This is a genomic window from Pseudoalteromonas sp. DL-6, from assembly GCF_004328665.1.
GTDB lineage: Bacteria > Pseudomonadota > Gammaproteobacteria > Enterobacterales > Alteromonadaceae > Pseudoalteromonas.
In genome coordinates, this window is sequence record NZ_CP019770.1 from 2,684,915 (window position 1) to 2,707,676 (window position 22,762).

A 22,762-nucleotide genomic window follows, 5' to 3' on the forward strand; every position below is an offset into this window, starting at 1 on the left:
GAACAATTATGAATAAAGTATTTAAGCTCGGTGCTCTCATACTTCCCTTGTTACTCATTCAAGGTTGTAGTAGCGATGACGATAACAACGCCCCAGTAACTGTAGATACACAACCCGCTGTCTCAGTCTTTGATGCCGCACAGGACTCTGGAGATTTCACCACCCTTGTTGCAGCACTTGAAGCAACCGGTCTAGATGAAACCCTTGATGATTTAACTACTAGCTTTACTGTATTCGCCCCAACTGATGATGCATTTGCGTTACTAGGCGAAGAAACCATTAATAACTTATTAGCTGATACAGACACGCTTAGTTCAATTTTAACTTACCATGTGGTCTCTGGCAGAGTTGATGCACAAACTGCTATTGGTTTAGCGGGTACTACCGTTGAGACTGTTAACGGACAAAGCATTGCTTTATCTTTAAGTGGTGAAAATTTATTAGTAAATACCAGTACAGTAACAATGACTGATATTGTGACTGACAACGGAATTATTCATGTTATAGATGCAGTGCTCACACCTAAAACAGTGCCAGAAACAGCACCAACTAATAATATCATTGAAACAGCTCAACAAGCTGGCAATTTTAGTACATTACTTGCAGCTCTTGATGCTGCATCCCTTACTTCAGCACTTGCCGATGAATCATCAGAATTTACCGTATTTGCCCCTACGGATGCTGCATTCGAGGCAATTGGTAGCAACTTTTTAAACACGTTACTGGCTAATCCCACCGTTTTAGCCGATATTTTGAAGCAGCATGTGCTTGTAGGAGCAGTGGATTCTGTTACTGCAATGTCTCTTAACGGTCAATCAGCAGAAACGCTACTTGGCAATACCCTTCCAGTGGCGATAAACGCAGAAACAAACATGCTATCGTTTGGCGGAGCCAATATTATAGTAAAAGATATTATGACCAATAACGGTGTCATTCATGTAATTGATTCGGTTATTATTTCTGATGTTACTTTACCTCAAAGTACCAATACAATTGCTGACATTGCGAGCGCTGATGGTAACTTTACGACACTTCTCGCGGCTCTAACGGCAACAGGCTTAGATACACTAGTTGCCGATCCAGATAATACTTTTAGTGTATTTGCTCCTACAGACGCTGCATTTGCTGCACTCGGTCAGGATACAATCAATGCGCTACTAGCTGACACAGATACGCTTCGTGATATTTTGCTATACCATGTTTTTCCTGACGCAACAGTTTTATCAGATGACGCAGTAAGCATTGCCAATAGCAACAGCAACAAGGTAGAAATGGCCAATGGCGACATGGCAGCTATTTCTTATGTAGACAGCTCACTATTTATCAATGATTCTGCAATCACAGAGGCAAATGTAACCGCCAGTAACGGCGTGATTCATGTATTAAATAAAGTGATTATGCCGCCGGTTGAAGTGGGTACTCCGACTAAAACAATTGCTACTGTGGCTACTGAAACACCCGCATTATCTACTTTGGTCACTGCACTACAAGCAGCATCACTAGTAGATACCTTTAACGACACCACTCAATCATTTACGGTATTTGCACCGACAAATGCTGCATTTAGCAAAATCCCTGCGGCTGATTTAGAGGCTTTATTGGCTGACACGACAGCACTAACAGGTGTACTGACTCAACATGTTTTAGGCGCTCAAGTGGGCAGTACTGATGCATTTGCAGCCAATGGAAAAATGGTTACTACCCTTGCTGAAAATATGTTGAGCGTAAACATTGTTGACTTTACCAGCACCGAAAATACAGCAACAGACAGCATTGCTTACGATACAACTAACAACCGTTTAGTAACAGGTATGGCCGATGCAATGCCAGGTAAAACAGTTTATGTGTTCGACAATGATTTAGGTGAGGCAATGAGCGTGTGTGAAGGTGGATGTGCAACAACATGGCCACCTGTTCTTGGTACTGCAGCGTCAATTGAAAATGTGCCAGGTTTATCGTTAATTGCTCGCTCAGATGACAGCATGCAAGTCGCTTATCTTGGTCGTCCTTTGTACACTTACGCAGGTGACACCGCTGTAGGTGATAACAATGGCCAAGCCGTGAACAATATTTGGTGGCAAGTAAGCTTGCCGGCTACATCACTACAAGTAGCGGGTAGTAATGTAACAACCACTGATATTTACACCAGTAATGGCGTTGTTCACTTAATTGATACAGTGATCACAACAGCTAAATAAGTTAAGTTTTACTGTGAGATAAGCCAGGAGTGATGCTATTTACTCCTGGCTTTTTTATATAAAAATAGGCTTACTTATTACTACCTTGAGAGCTTGTTGGGTAACCAAATACTACTTTTAATTTAGCTTTTAACCCGTTTGCCCTGTAGCTACTTTTAACGAGATGCTGCCACTGATGAAAGGTAATTTTAATCGGGTTATTACTGTTTAGTTGGCCAATAATTCCGTATTTACACGGCTTATTTTCATCCTCTTCTACATAAGTGCCAAATAATTTATCCCAAATAATTAAAACTCCAGCGAAGTTTTTATCTAAGTAGCCATTATTTATAGCGTGGTGCACCCGATGATGCGATGGGGTATTAAATACGCTTTCAAACCAACCCAACTTTTTTACCACTTGGGTGTGAACAAAAAATTGATACGCTAAATTAAGGGCAACTACGGCAAAAACAATCACAGGTTCAAAACCAAGTAATATCATCGGCATCCAAAACAGCCACATGCCCGCAAGCGGATACATTAAACTTTGTCTAAACGCAGTAGTAAAATTCATTCTCGTAGAGCTATGATGTACGACATGTGCTGCCCATAACCAATGTATATGGTGTGATGCACGATGAAACCAATAATATAAAAAGTCTTGCAGTACAAAGGCACCTAATACGGTCAGTACCGTCAATTCAATATCAAATAACCGAAACTGATACAGCCAGTAAAAAAACGGCATTAGCACTATTAACGCAATAGCATCAGCGCCTTGGTGTAATAAAGCAAGTAACGCGTTGGCTAAGCTGTCTTTTATATCGTAATAACGCCTAAATTTAATAAACTCAATAGCAACAAATAACAAAAAAATAGGGCTCAGTGCGAGTAAAATAATTTCAATGCTCATACAACACGCTCCTGAAAATAATGGGCTATTTTTTTAAGTGCTTGGCTAATATCTTTTTTTATAAAAAAAGTCAGTATAAAATCGGGTAGCCATAAAGGTGCAATGCAACGAATATGATAGCTAATCTCGGTGAGTGATGGATCTTCGTTATTGGTATTTAAGTAAATATCACCACGATGCTGTGCAACGGGCTTGCTGCCTATAATACGGTAACTAATATGACTATTATCTGCGGCTATTATTTGCTCTTTAAAGGTAGTGCCTTGCATTTTTATTTCTCTAATCGTGCCTTTCCCACCACTTATTTCACCCGGCTCTTGTGGTGTTAGTAGTTTAAAGTGAGCATTAAAAAACCGCCCTAAATCGGCATGCGCTAGTAATACGCTGCGTATTTGCTCAGGCGTTGCTGCCACAGTACGCTTAACCTTTATTTTTACCATGACCTTTGCCCTATTATTTTTATAGATCACTAGCATATAAAAATATGCCGTGGCAAACTTGCGATTAGATGACTATTTTTTAGCTTTAGGCGACAAATGAAAACCTTAGCCGATCATTACTTTTGTAGCTGTTTGGATTACCTTGAAGCCAAGGGCTTAGCTAGTCATGAGGTTTTAAACGCGATTGAATTTAATGAGTATACTAATAAGCAATTACAACAATTGGCGCCGCGGATCAGTTTAAAAAGCTATAATGCGTTGCTTAGCTATGCACAACAAGCGTTAAACGACCCCTTATTTGGCTTTGAATTAGGAAAACAAATACGCACCGCTGATTTTGGTGTATTAGGGTATTTAATTGAATCGAGTACTAATTTAGCCAGTGCAATTACTGCACTGCTCAATTACGACAGCCTAGTAGCTAACATTGGTCGCGCCCAGTTTGAGCAACAACAAACATTGTGTAAAGTAACTTGGTTAGCCGATCCACAATGTAGTCCACAGGCTGTTTTACGAAATATGACCGCATGGGTCAGTGTGGTACGCCAGCTACTTAATCCACAACTTTCACCTAGCTGCGTGTATTTTTCAACACACTTTTCAATCACCGAGCAACAACGATTAACTGATTGGTTTAATTGCCCAGTAAAAGCTGGAGCTAGCTTTAATCAAATCGAGTTTCCAAGTAATTACTTAACTCTGCCTTTTAAAACCGATAACAGCCAAATCAACGCGATGCTCAAGCAAATGTCAGAGCAACAGCTCTCCCAGTTTAAAAGTCAGCAGTTATTAACAGAAAAAATTAATCATATTTTAATGGCAAAACATGACTTACAAGATTGCTCTTTGCTTAGAACAGCCGCCGCCTTAAATATGACGCCACGCACAGTACAACGCTATTTAAAAAAAGAACAAACCACCTTTGCTAAACTGCTTGAAGAGGAGCAAAAACGACGTTTATTAACCTATATTCCTCATTATTCATTAAATAATATCGCATTTATGCTGGGATTTAATAATCAAAGCTCTTTTAATCGTGCCTTTAAACGCTGGTATCATTGCTCACCTCGACAGTTCATAAAAAACAATAATTAAACATCTTAATTACTTAAAATACACATTTACAATATACCTTCTTCTTAATTTTCTTTACACTAGCATTATTGTATTGCCTAAAAGACAATTATTTATGCTTTTGCGTATGGTGTTAACTGTTTTTGTATTGGTTTTTTATAACGCGGTTTGTAACGCCAATCCAGTTACTTTCATCGCTGAAGATTTACCGCCTTATCATTTTAAAAATCCCCAAGGTGAAACGCAGGGCGCATTGGTTGATATCGCAAAAGCTGTACTAAAAGGGACTGATTTAACAGCAAAGTTTGAAATAATGCCAATGGCTAGAATGTTTCAGCAGCAACAAGCCAACCCTAATGCCATTATGCTGTCACTGCTAAAAACACCAAACAGGCATCATCAATTTAAGTGGCTGGGTAAAGTTTACTTTGCAGACGCATACCTAGTTAGCTTACGCAGCCATAAAGATGAAGTGATTCATTTAAACTTCGCTAAAGAATACAAAGTAGCCACTATTCGCGGTTACTCTGCGCAGGCCTATTTAGAAGCCCAAGGTTTTACTGAAAATGAAAACTTGGTATTAGTGAGTTATTATCAGCAGCTCTGGAAAATGCTATATAAAGATCGTATCGACTTTGTCGTTACTAACACGCTCACACTTGAAAACGAATTAAAGCGCAGCGGGCTCGACCCTCATTTAATTTCAAAGCGCATCCATTTAGATGAATTACCTTCTTCTTTGCATTTTGCAGCCAGTAATCAACTTGACTCACACACAGCAAAAATTATTAGCGATAGGTTAAATGCCATCAAAGAAAGCGGTGAATATCAACAAATTTTAAATAAATGGCAACTTCCTATGCCAAAAAAACTTTAATACTCAGCGGGCAAGGAACTCTGTGCTAAATAATTTTTTAATGAGGCAAACAAAGGTGAAGGCAAGTTATTAATATCGCACCAACGCCACTGCAAACATTTATGTGGCTCTTTATTTACCACTTCACCACCTTCATAGTCTGCTTGCACATATAAAGTAATATAATGTTTGTTCTCTTTGCTAAATATATCGTTGGTAAAATCGAGTTGTCGAATATTAGTAACATCAAGGCCCGTTTCTTCTGCTACTTCACGCACAGCACATTGCTCAACCGTTTCACCAAATTCTAAGTGCCCACCAGGGGTTGCCCACGTATTTGCACCATGCGCGCCTATCCGTTCACCCAGTAGAATTTTATTATCATGCATTACTATTACTGCAACGCCTACCCTGACCATTTGATTCATTCTTTTATCCAATTACTCTTCATTAATTACAGTTACATTTTACATTAGTTGGTACCTTTTAGTTCCATACAATCATTACGTTAACCAAAAAACAAAAGTGTCGCTCACTATTTAACCGACCATGGTCGAATATCGCTATTGATAAAAAGCGCTTAGTTTTAAATTACGTTAGATTATATTTTTCTCAGGAGCCTTTATGTCAGGTGAATACAAACAACATTACAACGAGTTTAAACAAGACCCGGCAGCGTTTTGGTTATCACAAAGTAAGCGACTTCCTTGGTACAAGGCTCCAGAAACAGCATATACACAAGATCAACAAGGACTGCACCACTGGTATGCAGACGGCCAACTTAACAGCTGTTTTTTAGCATTAGACCAACATGTAATCGCTGGGCATGGGAATGAGACCGCCTTAATTTATGACTCACCGGTTACCAATAGCAAACGCAGTTTTAGCTATTTACAACTGCAGCAAGAGGTCGCTAAATTTGCAGGGGTAATGCAGTCTTTGGGGGTGACTAAAGGCGACCGCGTAGTGATTTATATGCCTATGATCCCCGAGGCAGTAATTGGTATGTTAGCCTGCGCCCGAATTGGCGCTATTCATTCTGTTGTATTTGGTGGTTTTGCAGCGCATGAATTAGCGGTACGGATTGACGATGCCAAGCCCAAATTGGTACTCAGTGCCTCTTGCGGTGTAGAAGTAAATACCGTAATTGAATACAAAGAATTACTCGATAACGCGCTTGAAGCTGCTAGCTATAAAGTTGAACACTGTATTATTTATCAGCGTGAACAAGTCACTGCTCCGCTAACGGCTAATCGCGACATAAACTGGGCAGATGCAATGCAAACGGCCACACCGGTTGAGCCTGTTGCGGTCAGTGGTGATCATCCGCTTTATATTTTATACACCTCAGGCACAACAGGGACACCTAAGGGTGTGGTCCGTGAAAATGGCGGTCATGCGGTTGCTATGCATTACAGTATGGAAACCGTATATGGCATGAAACCGGGTGACGTGTTTTGGGCCGCCTCTGATATTGGCTGGGTAGTAGGCCACTCATATATTGTGTATGCGCCACTTATGTATCGATGCGCAACTATTTTGTTTGAAGGAAAACCAGTTAGAACTCCCGATGCCAGTGCTTTTTGGCGCGTAGTAGAAGAATACAAAGTGAATGCTTTATTTAGTGCCCCCACTGCGTTTCGCGCGATTAAAAAAGAGGACCCCAATGCCGATGGATTTAAACAATACGATACTTCTAGTCTCAAACGATTATTTTTAGCCGGAGAGCGTTTAGACCCACCTACCTACGATTGGCTCAAAGAAAAAACAGGCTTACCGGTACTTGATCATTGGTGGCAAACCGAAACCGGCTGGGCAATTGCGTGTAACCCTGTAGGCATTGAACACCTGCCTACAAAAGCCGGAAGTTCAACGGTTGCAACGCCTGGATTTGACGTACGAATTTTAGATATGAATGGGGATGAATGTGCCCCTAATGAGCAAGGCGCGGTTGTTATAAAGCTGCCTTTACCGCCGGGCTGTTTACCAACAATTTGGCAAAATACAGCTCGTTTTAAGGCTGGTTATTTGGCCGAATACGATGGCTACTACTTATCTGGTGATGGTGGTTATATAGATGACGATGGTTACCTCTTTATTATGGGTCGCACCGACGATGTGATTAATGTTGCAGGGCACCGTTTATCCACTGGTGAAATGGAAGAAATTGTTGCCGCTCACCCAGCTGTAGCTGAATGTGCAGTATTTGGTATTAGTGATGCGCTAAAAGGGCAAAACCCAATGGCGATGGTGGTGCTAAAAAATGATTTTCATGGCTCACATAAAGAGGTAGAACAGCAATTGGTGCAAACCGTGCGTAATCAAATTGGCGCTATTGCATGCCTTAAAAATATTATGTGTGTAGAGCGGTTACCAAAAACCCGTTCTGGCAAAATTTTACGTAAAAACCTGCGGCAGTTAATTGATGGTGAAGAACTGCAAATCCCCTCAACCATAGATGATCCAAGTATTTTTGAAGAGCTTAGCCATCAACTCGAGCATAGTAAACTGTAACTACACAATGTAAAAAGTCTTAAATAGACTTTTTACATTACAGCTGCTTAACTACCAGTAATTAATAATAACGCCCTTATGGAGTATTAATGACAGGAACACGTGCACAGCTGCGAGATTTTTTACTGCAATGGTTTGGCGATTATTTTCCGGGGAGCCCTTTTTTATGGTACGACCTGATTGTATTGGCTTGGATTGCGCTATTTGCATTAATATTACACCTTATTTTAAGGCTGATTTCTCAGCGCTTAGTTAAAAACCGTTTTAGCGAACAAGCAGCGCAACCCGATAGTAAAAGCCCTTTATATTCAGCAAAGAAGCTCGCTCGTAATATCTCATTTGTTTTACAAGGAGCGGTCGTTGTTATTCAGGCGCAACTATGGATACCCGAAGGCACTACGTTTTTGTATTTGATTCAAATGATCACCGATCAGTGGATCATTTTATTTGCCTTGCTTTCGCTGTTTTCGTTACTGGATATATTTCAAGCAATTTCCGATAAGCGCCCCTTGAGTGCTCACTTTCCGCTGCGCGGCTTTTTGCAAACAATTAAGCTTATTGCCAGTGTATTAACTGCCATTTTAGCCGTTTCGTTGTTGATGAATAAATCACCGTTAATTTTACTAAGCGGCTTAGGCGCTTTGTCTGCGGTGTTATTACTGGTATTTAAAGACGCTATTTTAGGATTAGTAGCAGGTATTCAGCTCTCTGCCAATAATATGCTGGCGGTAGGTGACTGGTTAGAAATGCCTAAATACGGCGCCGATGGTGATGTTATTGATATTGCGTTAACCACAGTTAAAGTAAGAAATTGGGATAAAACCATTACCACCATTCCTACTTATGCGCTTATCTCCGACTCATTTAAAAATTGGCGCGGTATGTCAGACTCTGGTGGACGCCGGATAAAACGCAGCATTCATCTAGAAATGAGTAGTGTGCACTTTTTAGATGAAGCCGCACTTGTTGCCCTTAAAAAAGCTGACTTACTAAGTAATTACCTTGAAAGTACGCTATCGACTATTAACGAGCAGAACACGACTAAAAAAGTAGATATGAGCTGCATTTTAAATGGCCGCAGGCTCACTAATGTGGGTACATTTCGTCACTATTTGGTGGCGCTATTAAAACAGCACCCGCATATTCATCAGGGTATGACCTTAATGGTAAGGCAATTAGCGCCAACAACCCAAGGGTTACCCATTGAGATTTACGCATTCACCAATACCACCAATTGGGGTGAATATGAAAATATTCAGTCAGATATATTTGATCATATATTAGCGGTTTTGCCCGCCTTTTCGTTACGTGCACATGAAGCACCAACAGGAAGCGACATTCGTCAACTAATTAAATAATCACTAAATCTGTTTTAATTGTGCAATAAGCCACTGATGAATATCGCTATTATTTGAACGCGGGTGCCAGGCTGCAATCACCTTAAACGGCGGCGGTAATAATTCAATATCCAATTGCTTCACCTTACTATTTGGCAATAACCGTGATGGGTAAAACGCAATTAAATCGGTGGTATTGAGTAAATCAGGCACAGATGAAAACCCAGGTACTGACATGACAATATTTCGTTTGTAGCCTTTATCTGCAAACCAGCGATCGTGCGATCCACGTAAGTTTGCTCTAGATGCCGACACCACCAACTGCGGCCGACTCGCAACCTCAGATAAGCTCAAAGGCTGTGAAGATGTGGGCGCATGTGCGCCTGCAATACAAATATGCTGTTCTTCAAATAGGGTATCGTAAACTAAATTATCAGGAATAAATTCAACAAAGCTAATCAGTAAATCAAGCTCTCCTGCACTAATGAGCTGGTTAACGTTATCGGATGCGAAGTCTCGAATAATCAACTTTAAACCTGGCGCTTCACGGCGAGTAATTGCTAATAACTGGGGTAAAAGTGCAGCAATCGCATAGTCCGTAGCACTTATAGTAAAAACGCCTTGATAACTCTGCGGGGAAAACTGTGGTGGCACTAATAACGCGTCTAGTTGACTCAGAATTTGATTAATTGATAGTTCAAGCGCCAGCGCTTTTGGCGTTGGCAGCATCGTATTGCCTTGACGAATAAACAGCCTATCATCAAATAAGTCGCGTAATTTTCGCAGCTGCTCACTAATGGCTTGCTGAGTTAGCCCCATTTTTTGCGCAACATGCGATACATTTTTTAATTTAAGCAAAGCGCTTAAAACTCGCAACTGCTTTATATCCAGCCGACCTATACCATTCATAATTGTATCTAAAACAAAAAAGTGTTGTTTCAAATTGTAGCTTTAAATCCCTATGCTCACCAGCATTGTTATAAGCGCTAAGCAGCATAGTTAATTTAAAAGGTATTCAAATGAGTCAACCGAGTAAAAATATCGACAGTTTATTTTCATCCATTAGTTTAGGGCCATATACCCTTAAAAATCGTATTGTTATGCCGCCACTTACCCGCTCACGCAGTACAGTACCTGGCAATATCCCCAACGAAGTAATGGCCACCTATTATGCGCAACGTGCAAGTGCTGGCTTTATGGTTACCGAAGGCACTCAAATTGAACCCAGAGGACAAGGATACGCTTGGACACCCGGTATTCACTCTGCTGAACAAGTCGTTGGCTGGAAAAAAGTGACTAATGCCGTGCATGCAGAAGGGGGAGTTATTTTTGCCCAGCTTTGGCATGTAGGCCGTGTATCGCATACTAGCCTACAACCAAATGAAGCCAAACCTATTGCTCCCTCAGCAATAGCAGCTGATAGTGTGAAAGTGTTTATAGAAACAGGGCCAGCTCAAGGCGCTTTAGCCGATCCAAGTAAACCACAAGCTTTAACAACAAATGAAGTAAAAGAGCTTGTTGGCATGTATGCACAAGCTGCCCGTAATGCGCTAGAGGCTGGGTTTGATGGTGTGGAACTGCATTGTGCTAATGGCTACTTAGTAAACCAATTTATTTCTGAGCATAGTAACCAACGTGAAGATGAATACGGTGGCTCACTGACTAATCGCTTACGCTTTTTAAAAGAGATTGTTGCTGCCGTTAGTGATGTAGTTGGCGCTGAGCGTTTAGGGGTTAGATTTGCGCCGCTATTTAGCAGTACTGATGAAACCCGTGTTTATTTAGGATTAGTAGAATCAGACCCTCAACATACTTATATAGAAGCCATTAAAGTACTTGAGCAAGCGGGTATTGCCTATCTTTCAATTGCTGAAGCCGATTGGGACAATGCCCCTGATTTGCCAGAGCAATTTTACCAAGCGGCACGCGCAGAGTTTTCTGGACGTATTATTTACGCAGGTAAATACACAGTTGATAAATCTGTGGTAATGCTAGCTAAAGGTTATGGAGATTTATTTGCTTTTGGTCGCCCTTTTATTGCCAATCCTGATTTACCAGCGCGTATTAAACATAATTGGCCATTAAATGAAGCCGATGCTACTACTATGTATGGTGGCACTGAGCAAGGCTACAGTGACTACCCTCGCTATCAGAACGATTAGCAAAAAGGCCATGGATGGCCTCTTAAATTGCTAAAGGCGCGATAATACACTCTATCTAAACCCCTCAAATAGTTTTCATTACTGTTTTTATCTTATCGAAAATATCATACATTTGGTTAAAAAATGTCGATAAAAGCCACCTAAATTAGTTTTAAAGTATTGTTTTTAAATAATTAACAAGCATTAAAGTAGTAATATTTTTCAATATGAATACAATAAGCCTTTATTTTTTAGACATCGGTCTTTGGAGCATGGGTTGTTAAAATTAGCAGGAGTTAAATCAACTTCTTTGAGCCTTTTAGGGCTATGTGGCTTATTTTTATTATTAGTTCAGTTTCAAGTTCAATGGCAAAGTAAGCTCTCTCTTATTAATAACCTTGTTTATCCATTACTGGTTATTACTGCTGTATTTGCTACTCAGTTTAATCGAAGTCGAGTTGCACTACTTTGCGCATTTTGGGTGATTTATTTATCTTCATTAGACTACGCTTTACCTTGGTCTGACTGGCTCAAAGCGCAACCTGACTGGACCTTATTATGCGCTGCAAGTTTATTAATGTTATTGGCAGTCATAAAAGATAGAGCGCTTTTATCAATACACACAGTAACTCGCAGTTTACTTGTTATTGTTTGCGGCGGTGCTGCGTTTGCTTGGTTAGCACTGAGCCAACATTTACAAGAACTAACAATACAATCCTCTTTTTATACTCAACTACTTCCTTACTTTCCCATTATTTTACCGCTTTCAATAATTGGCGGCTTGCTTATTTGGCAAAGCTTGAGGGCCCATAACCTGACTCAAACCGCCTTATTAATTACCTTTATTGTGTGGTGCCTTAATCAGCAACATATTATTGATTTTCCTTGGTCTGTAATAGCCGTGCTTATGGCTTCTTTGTATTTATTGGCAGTGAGTACCGACTCTTATTATTTAGCCTATAGAGACGATTTAACCAGCTTACCAACGCGGCGAGCACTTAATCAGCTTGCTTTATCATTAGGGCGAAAATACACCGTTGCTATGCTCGACATTGACCACTTTAAAAAATTCAACGATACCTATGGCCACGATATTGGCGACCAAGTGTTAAAGCTAGTGGCGGCTAAAATGGCTGGCATTAAAGGGGGTGGCAAAATTTACCGTTATGGTGGAGAAGAATTTACGGTGGTGTTCCCGCGTAAAACAGCCGAGCAGTCAATCCCTGAGCTAGAAACACTGCGCGAAAATATTGCCACCTACGACATGGTGATCAGAAACCCAAAACGCACTGATAAAAAATCTCGCAAAGGTAAACAGCCAAGCGACAACAAAACGGTAAACGTGACGGTTTCTATAGGTGTAGCGCAAAGAGCGGCAAAACAAAGCTTTGATGAGGCATTAAAAAATGCCGATTTAGCCCTTTATAGAGCTAAAAAGAAAGGCAGAAATAACGTAAGCGAGTAATGCTTTTAACGTGGCACGCTAACTTAATAATAGCGTGCCCAAAGGCAACTAAATTTAACTACAACTTATTGCTTTTCCAAAACCGCTTTTAAATTATTTAATGCCGAGACAGAAAAGCCACGGTCGTAAAAGTAAATAATTTTGCCACTCTCATCAAGCAGTATTACACGGCTGTTATTAGGATTTTCGTTGCCAGTAAATGCCTGAACTTTATCGCCATCTTTGTAAATTGTGATCACCCCACCCCACAACTCTTTTGGGATCCCCTTACGCATGCCGCTATCAATTAAGGTACTAAACATACGAGGAACCATGCCCTGAATAGTTGGCAACTCATAGGCCGTTACATCCACTGCAGTCATATCTAAACCAATAAGCCAACGATCAATATCAAACTGGCTATCTTGTTTATAACCAATTAATAGCAACGTATGTGGGTTGTTAAAGTCATCAGGAATAGTGAATGACTGTTGCTCTAAGCTTTCTCCTGTAACAGTGGGAAATTGCTTACCAAGTAGTGCTTGATTTGGATACTGGGTTGAACATCCGCTTACTACTAAAACCATCACCAGCGTCATTATTGCCTTTAACATACCTTTACTCCCTATTTTTAAATAAAACTAAAGTGAACACGTTGACCAATTAATTCGTATGAGACTTACGCTTTAAACAAGGCTTACGATCTATAGTAAACCCTATAAATTAAAGAAAATACAAGCATATGAATAAGCTTGTACAATAAAACGCTGATTCGTTATACTTTAATATTATTACTATATTCCTTTTAATTCTATCCCATAGCGAAAGTGTATTTTGTTAACGTCTTACAAAGCGTTAAAGTGCCGCGCTAATTCACAGCTATAAAAGAGGGTACCATGTCGCTTGCTGTATTATTAATGTTGGCATTATTTGTCGGTTTGCTGTTTGCTATTTATCTTGTTTCGCAAAAAAGCAGCTCTTTATCTCGTACCGTTTTATTTGGTTTAGTACTTGGTAGCGCCTTTGGTTTAGCCCTACAGTTTTTATTTGCCCATTCCCCAGAAACCATTAAAGAAATACTCAGCTGGGTTAGCATAGTAGGTAAAGGCTATGTCGGGTTACTAAAAATGATCATCATGCCACTGGTATTGGTCTTTATGATTGCCGCTGTGGTTAAGCTTGAGAACCAAGGCTCACTGGGGAAAATATCCTTTATTAGCATCTCTGTTTTACTGTTTACCACCGCGATTGCAGCATTAATTGGTATTGCGGTAACGTATGGATTTGATTTGAGCATTGAAGGGCTTGTTTCAGGTACTCGTGAAGCCGCTAGAATGGACACCCTGCAAAGCAAAGCAGCGAATGTGGCCGATTTAAGTGTGCCACAAATGCTACTGAGCTTTATTCCTGAAAATCCCTTTGCAGATTTAAGTAATCAACGTTCAACCTCTATTATTGCCACGGTTATATTTGGTGTACTTGTTGGTATAGCTGCGCGTAAAGTAATGCTTGAAAAAACAGAGCTTGCTAGCCCAATTCGTAACGGTGTAAACGCCCTACAAGCAACAGTAATGAGCTTAGTTCGCATGGTAATTGCTCTAACGCCTTATGGGGTTGCAGGTTTAATGGCAAGTGTTGTGGCAAACTCTAGTAGTAGCGACATTTTAAATTTACTTGCCTTTATCGTTGCTTCTTACGTGGCTATTTTATTAATGTTTGTTGTGCATGGTTTACTGCTTAGCTTAGTAGGTGTTAATCCAAAACATTACTTTGAAAAAATCTGGCCAGTGCTTACCTTTGCTTTTAGCTCACGTAGCTCAGCGGCATCGATTCCTATGAATGTAGATGTGCAAATTAACCAGTTAAAAGTACCCCCAGCAATCGCTAACTTATCGGCTTCTTTTGGTGCCACCATAGGTCAAAACGGCTGTGCTGGTATTTACCCTGCCATGCTCGCGATGATGGTTGCGCCAAGTGTGGGGATAGACCCACTCACGTTTGAGTTTATTTTACCGCTTATTGGTATTGTGGTTATTAGCTCGTTTGGTATTGCTGGCGTAGGCGGTGGTGCTACTTTCGCAGCGTTGGTTGTATTACCTACCATGGGATTACCTATAGAGGTAGTGGCTTTACTTATTTCTATTGAGCCTTTAATAGATATGGCGCGTACCGCACTCAACGTGTCGGGTGCTATGACCTCTGGTGTGATCACCAGTAAGTTAATGAAAACTCAATAGCACTAAGTTTATTTAATAGCCCAGCCTACGCTGGGCTTTTTTATGCCTATAGCTCTGCAAAGCCTTCTTTGCGTATTTACAATTCATTTATTTAATCGATTAAATTTAATAAATCATTTTTATAGATTGCACTAATCGTTTTATTTCGCACACGGTTTTTACCCTCTTTACTATACTATCCTCACTGCTTAGCCATTCAGGCTTGTTTAACAACAACTTGAATGAAGTATTAGCCTACTGTTTTTTTAATGAGTAGGCCCTATTTTTTAATACGCTTTGTATATAACGAAATTCGTTAACTTTAAGGAAGCTGACAATGAAAAACCGATCATTTACAAAAAAAGCGCTTGTTGGATTTATAAGTATGGCACTTATGTCTGGCTCTGCTTTTAGCCAAGAAAAACCACAAATGTCTAAGCCACAAGGTGCTGTAGGCATGGGTGAGGCAAAAATGGGCGCAACCAGAACCAACCAATTTTGGTGGCCAGATCAACTTAACCTATCTCCTCTTCGCGATCATGATCTACGTTCAAACCCTTACGGTGCCGACTTTAATTATGCAGAGGCATTTAACAGTCTAGATTTAGACACTGTAAAAAGTGATATCGACGCTCTACTAACTCAATCTCAAGATTGGTGGCCAGCAGACTTTGGTAATTATGGCCCATTTTTTATTCGTATGACCTGGCACAGTGCTGGTACCTACCGTACGCTTGATGGCCGTGGTGGCGCTGGCGGTGGACAACAACGTTTTGAACCACTTAATAGTTGGCCAGATAACGTAAGCTTGGATAAAGCGCGCCGTTTACTTTGGCCAATCAAACAAAAATACGGTGAAGCCCTTTCATGGTCAGACTTAATCGTATTAGCGGGTAACGTTGCCCTAGAAAATATGGGATTTGAAACCTATGGTTTTGCTGGTGGTCGTACTGACGATTGGGAACCAGACATGGTTTACTGGGGTCCTGAAGTAGAAATGCTTGCCAGCGACCGTGAAGATGCTGACGGCAAATTAGAACGCCCATTGGGTGCAACACACATGGGCTTAATTTATGTAAACCCAGAAGGGCCTAAAGGGGTTCCTGATCCTATTGGGTCAGCTAAGAACATTCGCGTTGCGTTTTCTCGCATGGCGATGAACGATGAAGAAACACTCGCACTTATCGCCGGTGGTCACACCTTTGGTAAAATGCATGGTGCGCACAAACCTAAAGACTGTGTAGGTGCAGAGCCTGCTGCAGCAGGTATTGAAGAGCAAGGTTTAGGCTGGAAAAACAAATGTGGTAAAGGCCACTCTGAAGATACCGTATCTAGTGGTTTAGAAGGCGCATGGACACAAGCACCTACCCGCTGGTCATCACTGTACTTAAGCAACCTACTTAACTTTGAGTGGAAACAAACTCGCAGCCCTGCAGGCGCTATTCAGTGGATCCCAACAGATGAATCATTACATAACGCCGTACCTGATGCGCACGTTAAAGGTAAATTTAACCCACCGGTAATGACTACGGCCGATTTAGCGTTAAAATTTGATCCTGAATATCGCAAAATTGCAGAACGCTTTTTAAATGACCCTAAAGAGTATCAACTTGCCTTTGCTAAAGCATGGTACAAATTAACTCACCGAGATATGGGACCACCACGTAACTTTTTAGGTAAAGAAGTACCAAAAGACGACTTAATTTGGCAAGACCCTATTTCAGCAGAAACTCAATCAAACATTGATGCTGGTGCAGTAAAAGAGCTTAAAGCCGCTATTTTAGACTCAAACCTAAGTGTACCTGAGTTAGTACGTGTGGCATGGGCATCGGCTGCCAGTTACCGTGATTCAGATATGCGCGGCGGTGCCAACGGCGCACGTATTGCGCTAGCACCACAAAAGGATTGGGCAGTAAATAATCCAGCAGAAACCGCAAAAGTACTTAAAGTATTAAAAGCGATTCAAGCTGACTTTAACGACAGCTTATTTAGCAAAAGCCATGTATCGCTTGCTGATTTAGTTGTACTTGGTGGTAATGCAGCGATTGAAAAAGCAGCCAAAGATGCAGGCTACTCAGTAGACGTGCCGTTTAATGCTGGCCGTGGCGATGCTACGCAAGCGCAAACTGACGTTAATGCATTTAGCTTATTAGAGCTGCCAGCCGATGGTTTTAGAAACTACTTTGATGCAGAGAAAAGCTATAAATCGCCAACAGAAATGCTGATTGATAAAGCGGATCAGCTTGACCTAACAGTTCCTGAAATGACTGTATTAGTCGGTGGTTTACGTTCACTTGATGCAAACTATAAAGGCACTGACTACGGCGTATTTACCGATAAGCCAGGTACTCTAAATAACGATTTCTTCGTTAACTTATTAGATATGTCGACGGTATGGAAAAAATCGTCAGATGCTGGCATTTATCAAGGCTTTGATCGTCAATCAGGTGAGCAAAAGTACACCGCTACTTCGGTTGATCTGATTTTTGGTTCAAACTCAGAACTACGTGCAGTTGCTGAGGTGTATGCCTTTGATACATCAAAACAAAAGTTTGTAGAAGACTTTGTTAAAGCATGGACTAAAGTAATGAATTTAGACCGTTAATAACCATTAAGTAACACAACCACAGCGCTGCAATTAATTGCAGCGCTTTTTTATTGTAAAGCTACTTTAAAGCAAGCACTCGATCACGCAAGTCATCGGCACTCACATTTTCAGGTGCAACCGACTCACCAATCGCGACGCTTACTAACGACCATTTGGGTCTAGGTAGTCGCCACTTGGTTTTTCGGCTAAACATACTGCCCCATAATCCATCTAAATGAACAGGGATAACAGGCACAGGCGTGCGCTGAATTATTTTTTCAATGCCACGGCGAAATACATCAACCTCGCCATCACCGCTGAGCTTTCCTTCAGGAAAAATACCTACTAACTCACCACTTTCCAGTGTTTTAGCGATGTCATCAAAGGCTTTATTAAACGCCTTAGGGTTTACCTTTTCACTATCGATTGGAATGGCTTTGGCCATTTTAAATAACCAATTAAGTGCCGGTGAATAGTAAATAGGTGCAAATACAACAAACCGAATTGGCCTAGGCGACGCCGCTAAAATAAACATCCAATCAACAAAGCTAACATGGTTACTTACCACTACCGCAGCCCCTTCATCGGGAATGTTAGGCTCGCCTTTAGTGCGCACCCGATACATGCAAATCGCTAAAATATAAATAATAAAGCGTAAAAAGAACTCAGGAACTTTGCTGTATATATAAACCGATATCAGTAAATTAAGCCCTGCTAATAACAACAGTAATTGTGAAATATTCCAGTGTAATAGCGTTAAAGTAACAATACTTAAAACGGCGCTGCCGACCATAAACAGTGCGTTTAATACATTATTAGCTGCAATTACCCGAGAACGGCTATCGGGGTGAGTACGCTGCTGAATGAGTGCATACAAAGGCACGGTATAAAACCCCGAGGCAATACCAATACCTGCCATCCAAACAAAATGCCAGAGCATATCGCCGGTATTAATCACTTGTTCAAGAGTAAGCTGCAACTCACTAACTTGGCGATAAAATTCAATACCAGGTTCTTGACTTAATAAATATAAAAATAAAGTAATTAACAGTGCACCAAAAGGCACAATACCTAGCTCAATACGTGAGCGTGATAGCTTTTCACACAATAAAGACCCCAATGCAATACTCAACGAAAACACCACTAAAGCAGCCGTCACCACCAACTCATCGCCTCCCATTACATGTTTTACGTAATTAGGGAGCGCCGTTAGTATCACCGCACCAATAAGCCAAAACCAGCTGATCCCTAATACTGACTTACCCACCGACTCGGTTTGTGCCTTAAGCGCATTAAAAACACTTTTGGTTGAAGTAATAGGGTTAATCGATACTTTTAAATTAGCATCATTGGCAGCACTTTTAGGAATAAATCGACTGCTCAAAAAGCCAATAACCGCTAGGCTCACTATTGCGATACTGATATAAATAGGGCCCGCTGCTTGGGTTATATAATAGGTGCCAAATACGGTGCCCAATAAAATAGCGACAAAAGTGCCCGACTCCACCAGCCCATTCGCTTTGGTTAGCTCATTTGGGGCCACATGTTGCGGTAAAATAGAGTACTTAAGCGGTCCAAAAAAAGTGCTTTGTAAACCCATTAAAAATACAGTACCTAACATTAACCAAACCTGCTCGGTTAAAATCGATACTACGCCCACCAGCATAATAGGAATTTCGCAAAACTTTACGATGCTGATCAGTTTTGATTTTTCCAACTTTTCTGCAATTTGCCCAGCCATGCCCGAAAATAAAAAGAACGGCAAAATAAATAATCCTGCCGCCAGATTAGAATAAAAGGCACCATCGGCTACCGTAGCAGCTTGAAAAATTAAAATAAGCAAGATTGATTGCTTATAAACATTGTCATTTAAAGCAGAGAAAAACTGCGTCACAAACAGAGGTAAAAACCGTTTACTGCCCAGTAAAGCTCCTTGAAATTGTTGTTTATTTTCCTTCATTACGGTCTCTTAACATTAGGTACAGCGGTTAGATTACCATTGTAGAAAAGAAATACGAACCCACTTTTTAAGTGTTTACTTATACACGGAAGTAAAACCGTTCCCCCTATAAAAATGACTAACAAATGAACAATGCGATTAAATCTTGCGTATAAGTTGTTTACGAGTTGTAAATAAAACATCTATGTTCTAAAACTAAAAGGTGACTAAAAAAGGAGCATCTTTATGCCAACTACAAACACGATAGAAAAAGACACTAAATTCGCACGCTGTTTAGAGTGCAACAAAGTAAATACATTTGCCGCTTTTCATTGGCTTTCGTTAGCGTTTAAAGATATGGCGCGCGCGCCCATGTTGAGTTTAATTTACGGTTTAATCTTCACGCTTATTCCGATAGCGATTGTTTACTCTGTTGTACTTACCGACAGCCACTTAGCTATTTTACCTGCAACCGTTGCTTTTGCTTTAATCGGTCCGGTATTCGCCGTTGGCCTATACGATGTAGCCTGGGAGCTTGAAAAAGGCCACAAACCTACGTTAAGCCATTCATTAAAATCAATGTTTCGTAACCCTGTAGGTGAATGGGGGTTTGCGGTATTACTTATGGTAATTATGATTATTTGGATGCGCCTAGCTGCAATTGTGCATGCGTTATACCCAAACCACGCAAATCCTACCTTTGAAGAACTTTCGGCGTTTTTAACTATAGGCAGTATTATAGGCGGAATTTTATTGGTCAGTGTGTTTTCAATCTCAGCGTTTACCCCGCAAATTATGATGGAAAGACGCGTTGATATTATGACTGCCGTGGTTTCTTCAATCCACGCGGTTAAAGAAAACTTTGCTGCCATGGTGGTGTGGTCAATTTGTATATTTGTATTGGTAGCGCTGGGCTTTGCTGCAGGTGCAGCTGGATTCATTATTATTATGCCGCTACTTAGTTATGCTAGCTGGCACGGTTACATTGCGGTAATTAAAACTAAAAAACCACGCGGTTACGAGTAACACTTGTCGAAAAAATTTTAATCTCTTTCTATCATTCACTTAATTAAATGCTTTTGGGCATTTAGTTAAGTGACTCCTCTCTCCTCCTGTTTATTAAATCCGCAAAAACCTTGATCTGAATAAGGTGCAAAGCTTAAAAATAGCGCTAATATAAGCTGATACACTACAGATAACATAAAGGAATAAACATGAGTCAAAATGTTACCGACTTAATGACAGCTAACCCATTTTCAGTGAACGTAAAAAGCACCCTGCATGACGCACATAATTTAATGAAAGAAAAAAATATTCGTCATATTCCTGTTATCGACGAAGACGGCGCATTTGTCGGTATGCTGACACAAAAAATCATGGTCGCTAAAGTTATGGGGATCATGGCAACGTTTGGTGCAAATGCATTACAACGAAAAGAGAAACTCACAAAAGTAGAAGATATTATGGTGAGTGATTTTATTAGTGTCACCCCAGAGCAGCCGCTATCAGATGTGGTTAAGTTTTTTGTAGATAATCGCCACGGTTGTATGCCCGTTGTTAGCCAGCAGGGTCAGCTAGTGGGTATTTTAACGTCTTCTGATTTTGTGCGTTTAGCGGCAGCACTACTTTCGTAAGCGCCCTTGCTTAGTAAAAACTGCATTTTGGCTTTACTAAGTGCAGTTTTTTACTCGCTTAAAGATGTATAAAATTAATAGCATAGATAGATAAGTCACTAACGGCCTGTTATGGTAAACACCTCTGCTTTCGATGATTATTACAAGGTAACTGTGCTGCATGGCTAATCAATTAAATGTACTGGGAACTCGCTTACAACTGTGTTGTGGTAATGGTGGCTATACCCGTGAAGGGTTTTGCTATGTGCCAGATTCAGACTTTGGCAATCACAGTGTATGCGCCATTATGACCGACGAATTTTTGCAGTTTTCTAAAGCGCAAGGTAACGATTTAATTAGCCCTAATCCTTTGTATGATTTTGCTGGCTTAAAAGCTGGCGACAAATGGTGCTTGTGCGCAGTGCGTTGGTATCATGCCATTGCTGCAAACGTTGCTCCTCCAGTGGTACTTGAAGCTACAAACCAAAAAGCGCTCGACATTATTGAGTTTGACGTATTAAAAGCGCATCAATATCAAAAAACGCTATAACGATTAAACACTGAACCCAGTTTTCTTTTGCCTAAATAGCGTAGGCAAAAAGAGTCCTTAACGTGCCCCCCGTTTTAAACGTGCTTTTTTGCAGAATTTACAAAAAAGTGCATATTTTTCATATGCACTTAAGTTTGTTGCTTTGAAAAATACCGCCAATTAAAAATTAAAACAATAATTTCAGCAACTTAAAAAAACAATACTATCGGCATGAGCATTGCTTCTATTAATACAAGACGTGTTCGTTATCGCAATTAAAACACTCACTTGAGTTAAGCGAGCACTATTTTGAAATAGTAGGAGGCATAATGAGTAACAGTAATAATGCAAACAAAGTCGCTGAATTTACCGCTCCCGGTGTAGAAAACGAATCAGCAAATAAAGCAATATCTGTTCTAGAAGATCGCATGGTAGCGCTAATTGATTTACAGCTAACTTTAAAACATATTCATTGGAATGTAGTAGGTCCAAACTTTATTGGCGTACATGAAATGCTAGACCCTCAAGTTGAAACCGTACGTGAAATGACCGACACCATAGCAGAACGTATTGCCACTTTAGGCGGCGTCCCTGTTGGTACACCAAAATCAATTGTCGATCGTCGTACATGGGAAGACTACGCTATAGGCAAAGGTTTAGTAACCGAGCACTTAGCTGCATTAGACAAAGTATATAACGGCGTTAACGGTGATCACCGTAAAGCTATAGAATCACTTGCTGAGCTTGATCCGGTATCTGAAGATATGATCATTGCGCAACTTGCCGAGCTTGAGCAATATCAGTGGTTTGTTCGTGCCCATATAGAGTCATCTACGGGTCAATTGAACAGCTAATTTTAAATTGATATACATTGAGCCCAGCAAATATGCTGGGCTTTTTATTTTTTCACTATGTCCATCTCATCATTAAGCTAAAACCATCACATTTAATCCACTATAGCGCGTTTAGTTACTATACT

General features: G+C 40.5%; 19 protein-coding genes. 13 read left to right on the forward strand and 6 right to left on the reverse strand.

The features are described from left to right. Nucleotides 1-8 precede the first annotated feature (8 nt). Complete coding sequence (locus tag B1F84_RS12570) at nt 9-2,198, forward strand: fasciclin domain-containing protein (protein WP_131691620.1); 2,190 nt, start codon at nt 9-11, stop codon at nt 2,196-2,198. Between the two features lie 70 nt (nt 2,199-2,268). On the opposite strand, the gene B1F84_RS12575 is transcribed toward B1F84_RS12570, so the two are convergent. Together B1F84_RS12575 and B1F84_RS12580 are read right to left on the reverse strand one after the other, a co-directional pair. Further along, entirely contained in the window at nt 2,269-3,093 is an 825-nt protein-coding gene (locus B1F84_RS12575; protein ID WP_131691621.1) for a sterol desaturase family protein, read from the reverse strand. Next, a complete protein-coding gene (locus tag B1F84_RS12580) occupies nt 3,090-3,533 on the reverse strand; it encodes an SRPBCC family protein (protein WP_131691622.1) in 444 nt (147 codons plus the stop codon). The genes B1F84_RS12575 and B1F84_RS12580 overlap by 4 nt, the downstream gene beginning before the upstream one ends. Nucleotides 3,534-3,629: 96 nt before the next feature. Here B1F84_RS12580 and B1F84_RS12585 point away from each other — a divergent pair, with 96 nt between their 5' ends. After that, complete coding sequence (locus B1F84_RS12585) at nt 3,630-4,628, forward strand: AraC family transcriptional regulator (RefSeq protein WP_131691623.1); 999 nt, start codon at nt 3,630-3,632, stop codon at nt 4,626-4,628. 94 nt (nt 4,629-4,722) lie between these two features. Beyond that, complete coding sequence (locus B1F84_RS12590) at nt 4,723-5,484, forward strand: transporter substrate-binding domain-containing protein (RefSeq protein WP_131691624.1); 762 nt, start codon at nt 4,723-4,725, stop codon at nt 5,482-5,484. Here B1F84_RS12590 and B1F84_RS12595 read toward each other — a convergent pair. After that, a complete protein-coding gene (locus tag B1F84_RS12595) occupies nt 5,481-5,891 on the reverse strand; it encodes an NUDIX hydrolase (protein ID WP_008464829.1) in 411 nt (136 codons plus the stop codon). The two genes, B1F84_RS12590 and B1F84_RS12595, sit on opposite strands and share 4 nt — an antisense overlap. Nucleotides 5,892-6,087: 196 nt before the next feature. Between B1F84_RS12595 and B1F84_RS12600 the strand changes: the two genes are divergently transcribed. Both B1F84_RS12600 and B1F84_RS12605 read left to right on the forward strand, forming a co-directional pair. After that, a complete protein-coding gene (locus B1F84_RS12600) occupies nt 6,088-7,977 on the forward strand; it encodes an acetate--CoA ligase (protein WP_131691625.1) in 1,890 nt (629 codons plus the stop codon). Nucleotides 7,978-8,066: 89 nt separating this feature from the next. After that, complete coding sequence (locus B1F84_RS12605) at nt 8,067-9,335, forward strand: mechanosensitive ion channel domain-containing protein (protein ID WP_131691626.1); 1,269 nt, start codon at nt 8,067-8,069, stop codon at nt 9,333-9,335. 3 nt (nt 9,336-9,338) lie between these two features. On the opposite strand, the gene B1F84_RS12610 is transcribed toward B1F84_RS12605, so the two are convergent. Beyond that, nucleotides 9,339-10,223, reverse strand: coding sequence for a LysR family transcriptional regulator (locus B1F84_RS12610; protein ID WP_131691627.1), 885 nt, complete (start codon nt 10,221-10,223; stop codon nt 9,339-9,341). Between the two features lie 110 nt (nt 10,224-10,333). Between B1F84_RS12610 and B1F84_RS12615 the strand changes: the two genes are divergently transcribed. Both B1F84_RS12615 and B1F84_RS12620 read left to right on the forward strand, forming a co-directional pair. Next, nucleotides 10,334-11,476 (forward strand): alkene reductase, encoded by a 1,143-nt coding sequence (locus B1F84_RS12615; protein ID WP_131691628.1) that lies wholly within the window; start codon nt 10,334-10,336, stop codon nt 11,474-11,476. A 256-nt stretch (nt 11,477-11,732) separates the two neighbouring features. Next, nucleotides 11,733-12,920, forward strand: coding sequence for a GGDEF domain-containing protein (locus tag B1F84_RS12620; protein WP_240702003.1), 1,188 nt, complete (start codon nt 11,733-11,735; stop codon nt 12,918-12,920). Between the two features lie 65 nt (nt 12,921-12,985). Here B1F84_RS12620 and B1F84_RS12625 read toward each other — a convergent pair whose 3' ends face one another. Continuing rightward, nucleotides 12,986-13,513 (reverse strand): hypothetical protein, encoded by a 528-nt coding sequence (locus B1F84_RS12625; protein WP_131691630.1) that lies wholly within the window; start codon nt 13,511-13,513, stop codon nt 12,986-12,988. 282 nt (nt 13,514-13,795) lie between these two features. On the opposite strand from B1F84_RS12625, the gene B1F84_RS12630 reads away from it, so the two are divergent. After that, complete coding sequence (locus B1F84_RS12630) at nt 13,796-15,136, forward strand: L-cystine transporter (protein WP_008464818.1); 1,341 nt, start codon at nt 13,796-13,798, stop codon at nt 15,134-15,136. Nucleotides 15,137-15,452: 316 nt separating this feature from the next. Continuing rightward, nucleotides 15,453-17,720: a catalase/peroxidase HPI gene (katG, locus tag B1F84_RS12635; protein WP_131691631.1), complete on the forward strand. Its 2,268-nt coding sequence runs from the start codon at nt 15,453-15,455 to the stop codon at nt 17,718-17,720. A gap of 61 nt (nt 17,721-17,781) precedes the next feature. Here the strand turns inward: katG and B1F84_RS12640 are convergent, their stop codons facing one another. Continuing rightward, nucleotides 17,782-19,662, reverse strand: a complete 1,881-nt coding sequence (locus tag B1F84_RS12640) for an MFS transporter (RefSeq protein ID WP_131691632.1) — start codon at nt 19,660-19,662, stop codon at nt 17,782-17,784. Nucleotides 19,663-19,887: 225 nt separating this feature from the next. On the opposite strand from B1F84_RS12640, the gene B1F84_RS12645 reads away from it, so the two are divergent. The 4 genes from B1F84_RS12645 (at nt 19,888) to dps (ending at nt 22,637) form a co-directional block, all read left to right on the forward strand. Next, complete coding sequence (locus tag B1F84_RS12645) at nt 19,888-20,667, forward strand: DUF2189 domain-containing protein (RefSeq protein WP_131691633.1); 780 nt, start codon at nt 19,888-19,890, stop codon at nt 20,665-20,667. Nucleotides 20,668-20,855: 188 nt separating this feature from the next. Then, nucleotides 20,856-21,275: a CBS domain-containing protein gene (locus B1F84_RS12650; protein ID WP_076918408.1), complete on the forward strand. Its 420-nt coding sequence runs from the start codon at nt 20,856-20,858 to the stop codon at nt 21,273-21,275. A 160-nt stretch (nt 21,276-21,435) separates the two neighbouring features. Then, nucleotides 21,436-21,804, forward strand: coding sequence for a DUF2237 domain-containing protein (locus B1F84_RS12655; protein ID WP_131691634.1), 369 nt, complete (start codon nt 21,436-21,438; stop codon nt 21,802-21,804). A gap of 308 nt (nt 21,805-22,112) precedes the next feature. Then, a complete protein-coding gene (gene dps, locus B1F84_RS12660) occupies nt 22,113-22,637 on the forward strand; it encodes a DNA starvation/stationary phase protection protein Dps (RefSeq protein ID WP_008111394.1) in 525 nt (174 codons plus the stop codon). Nucleotides 22,638-22,762: the final 125 nt, after the last annotated feature.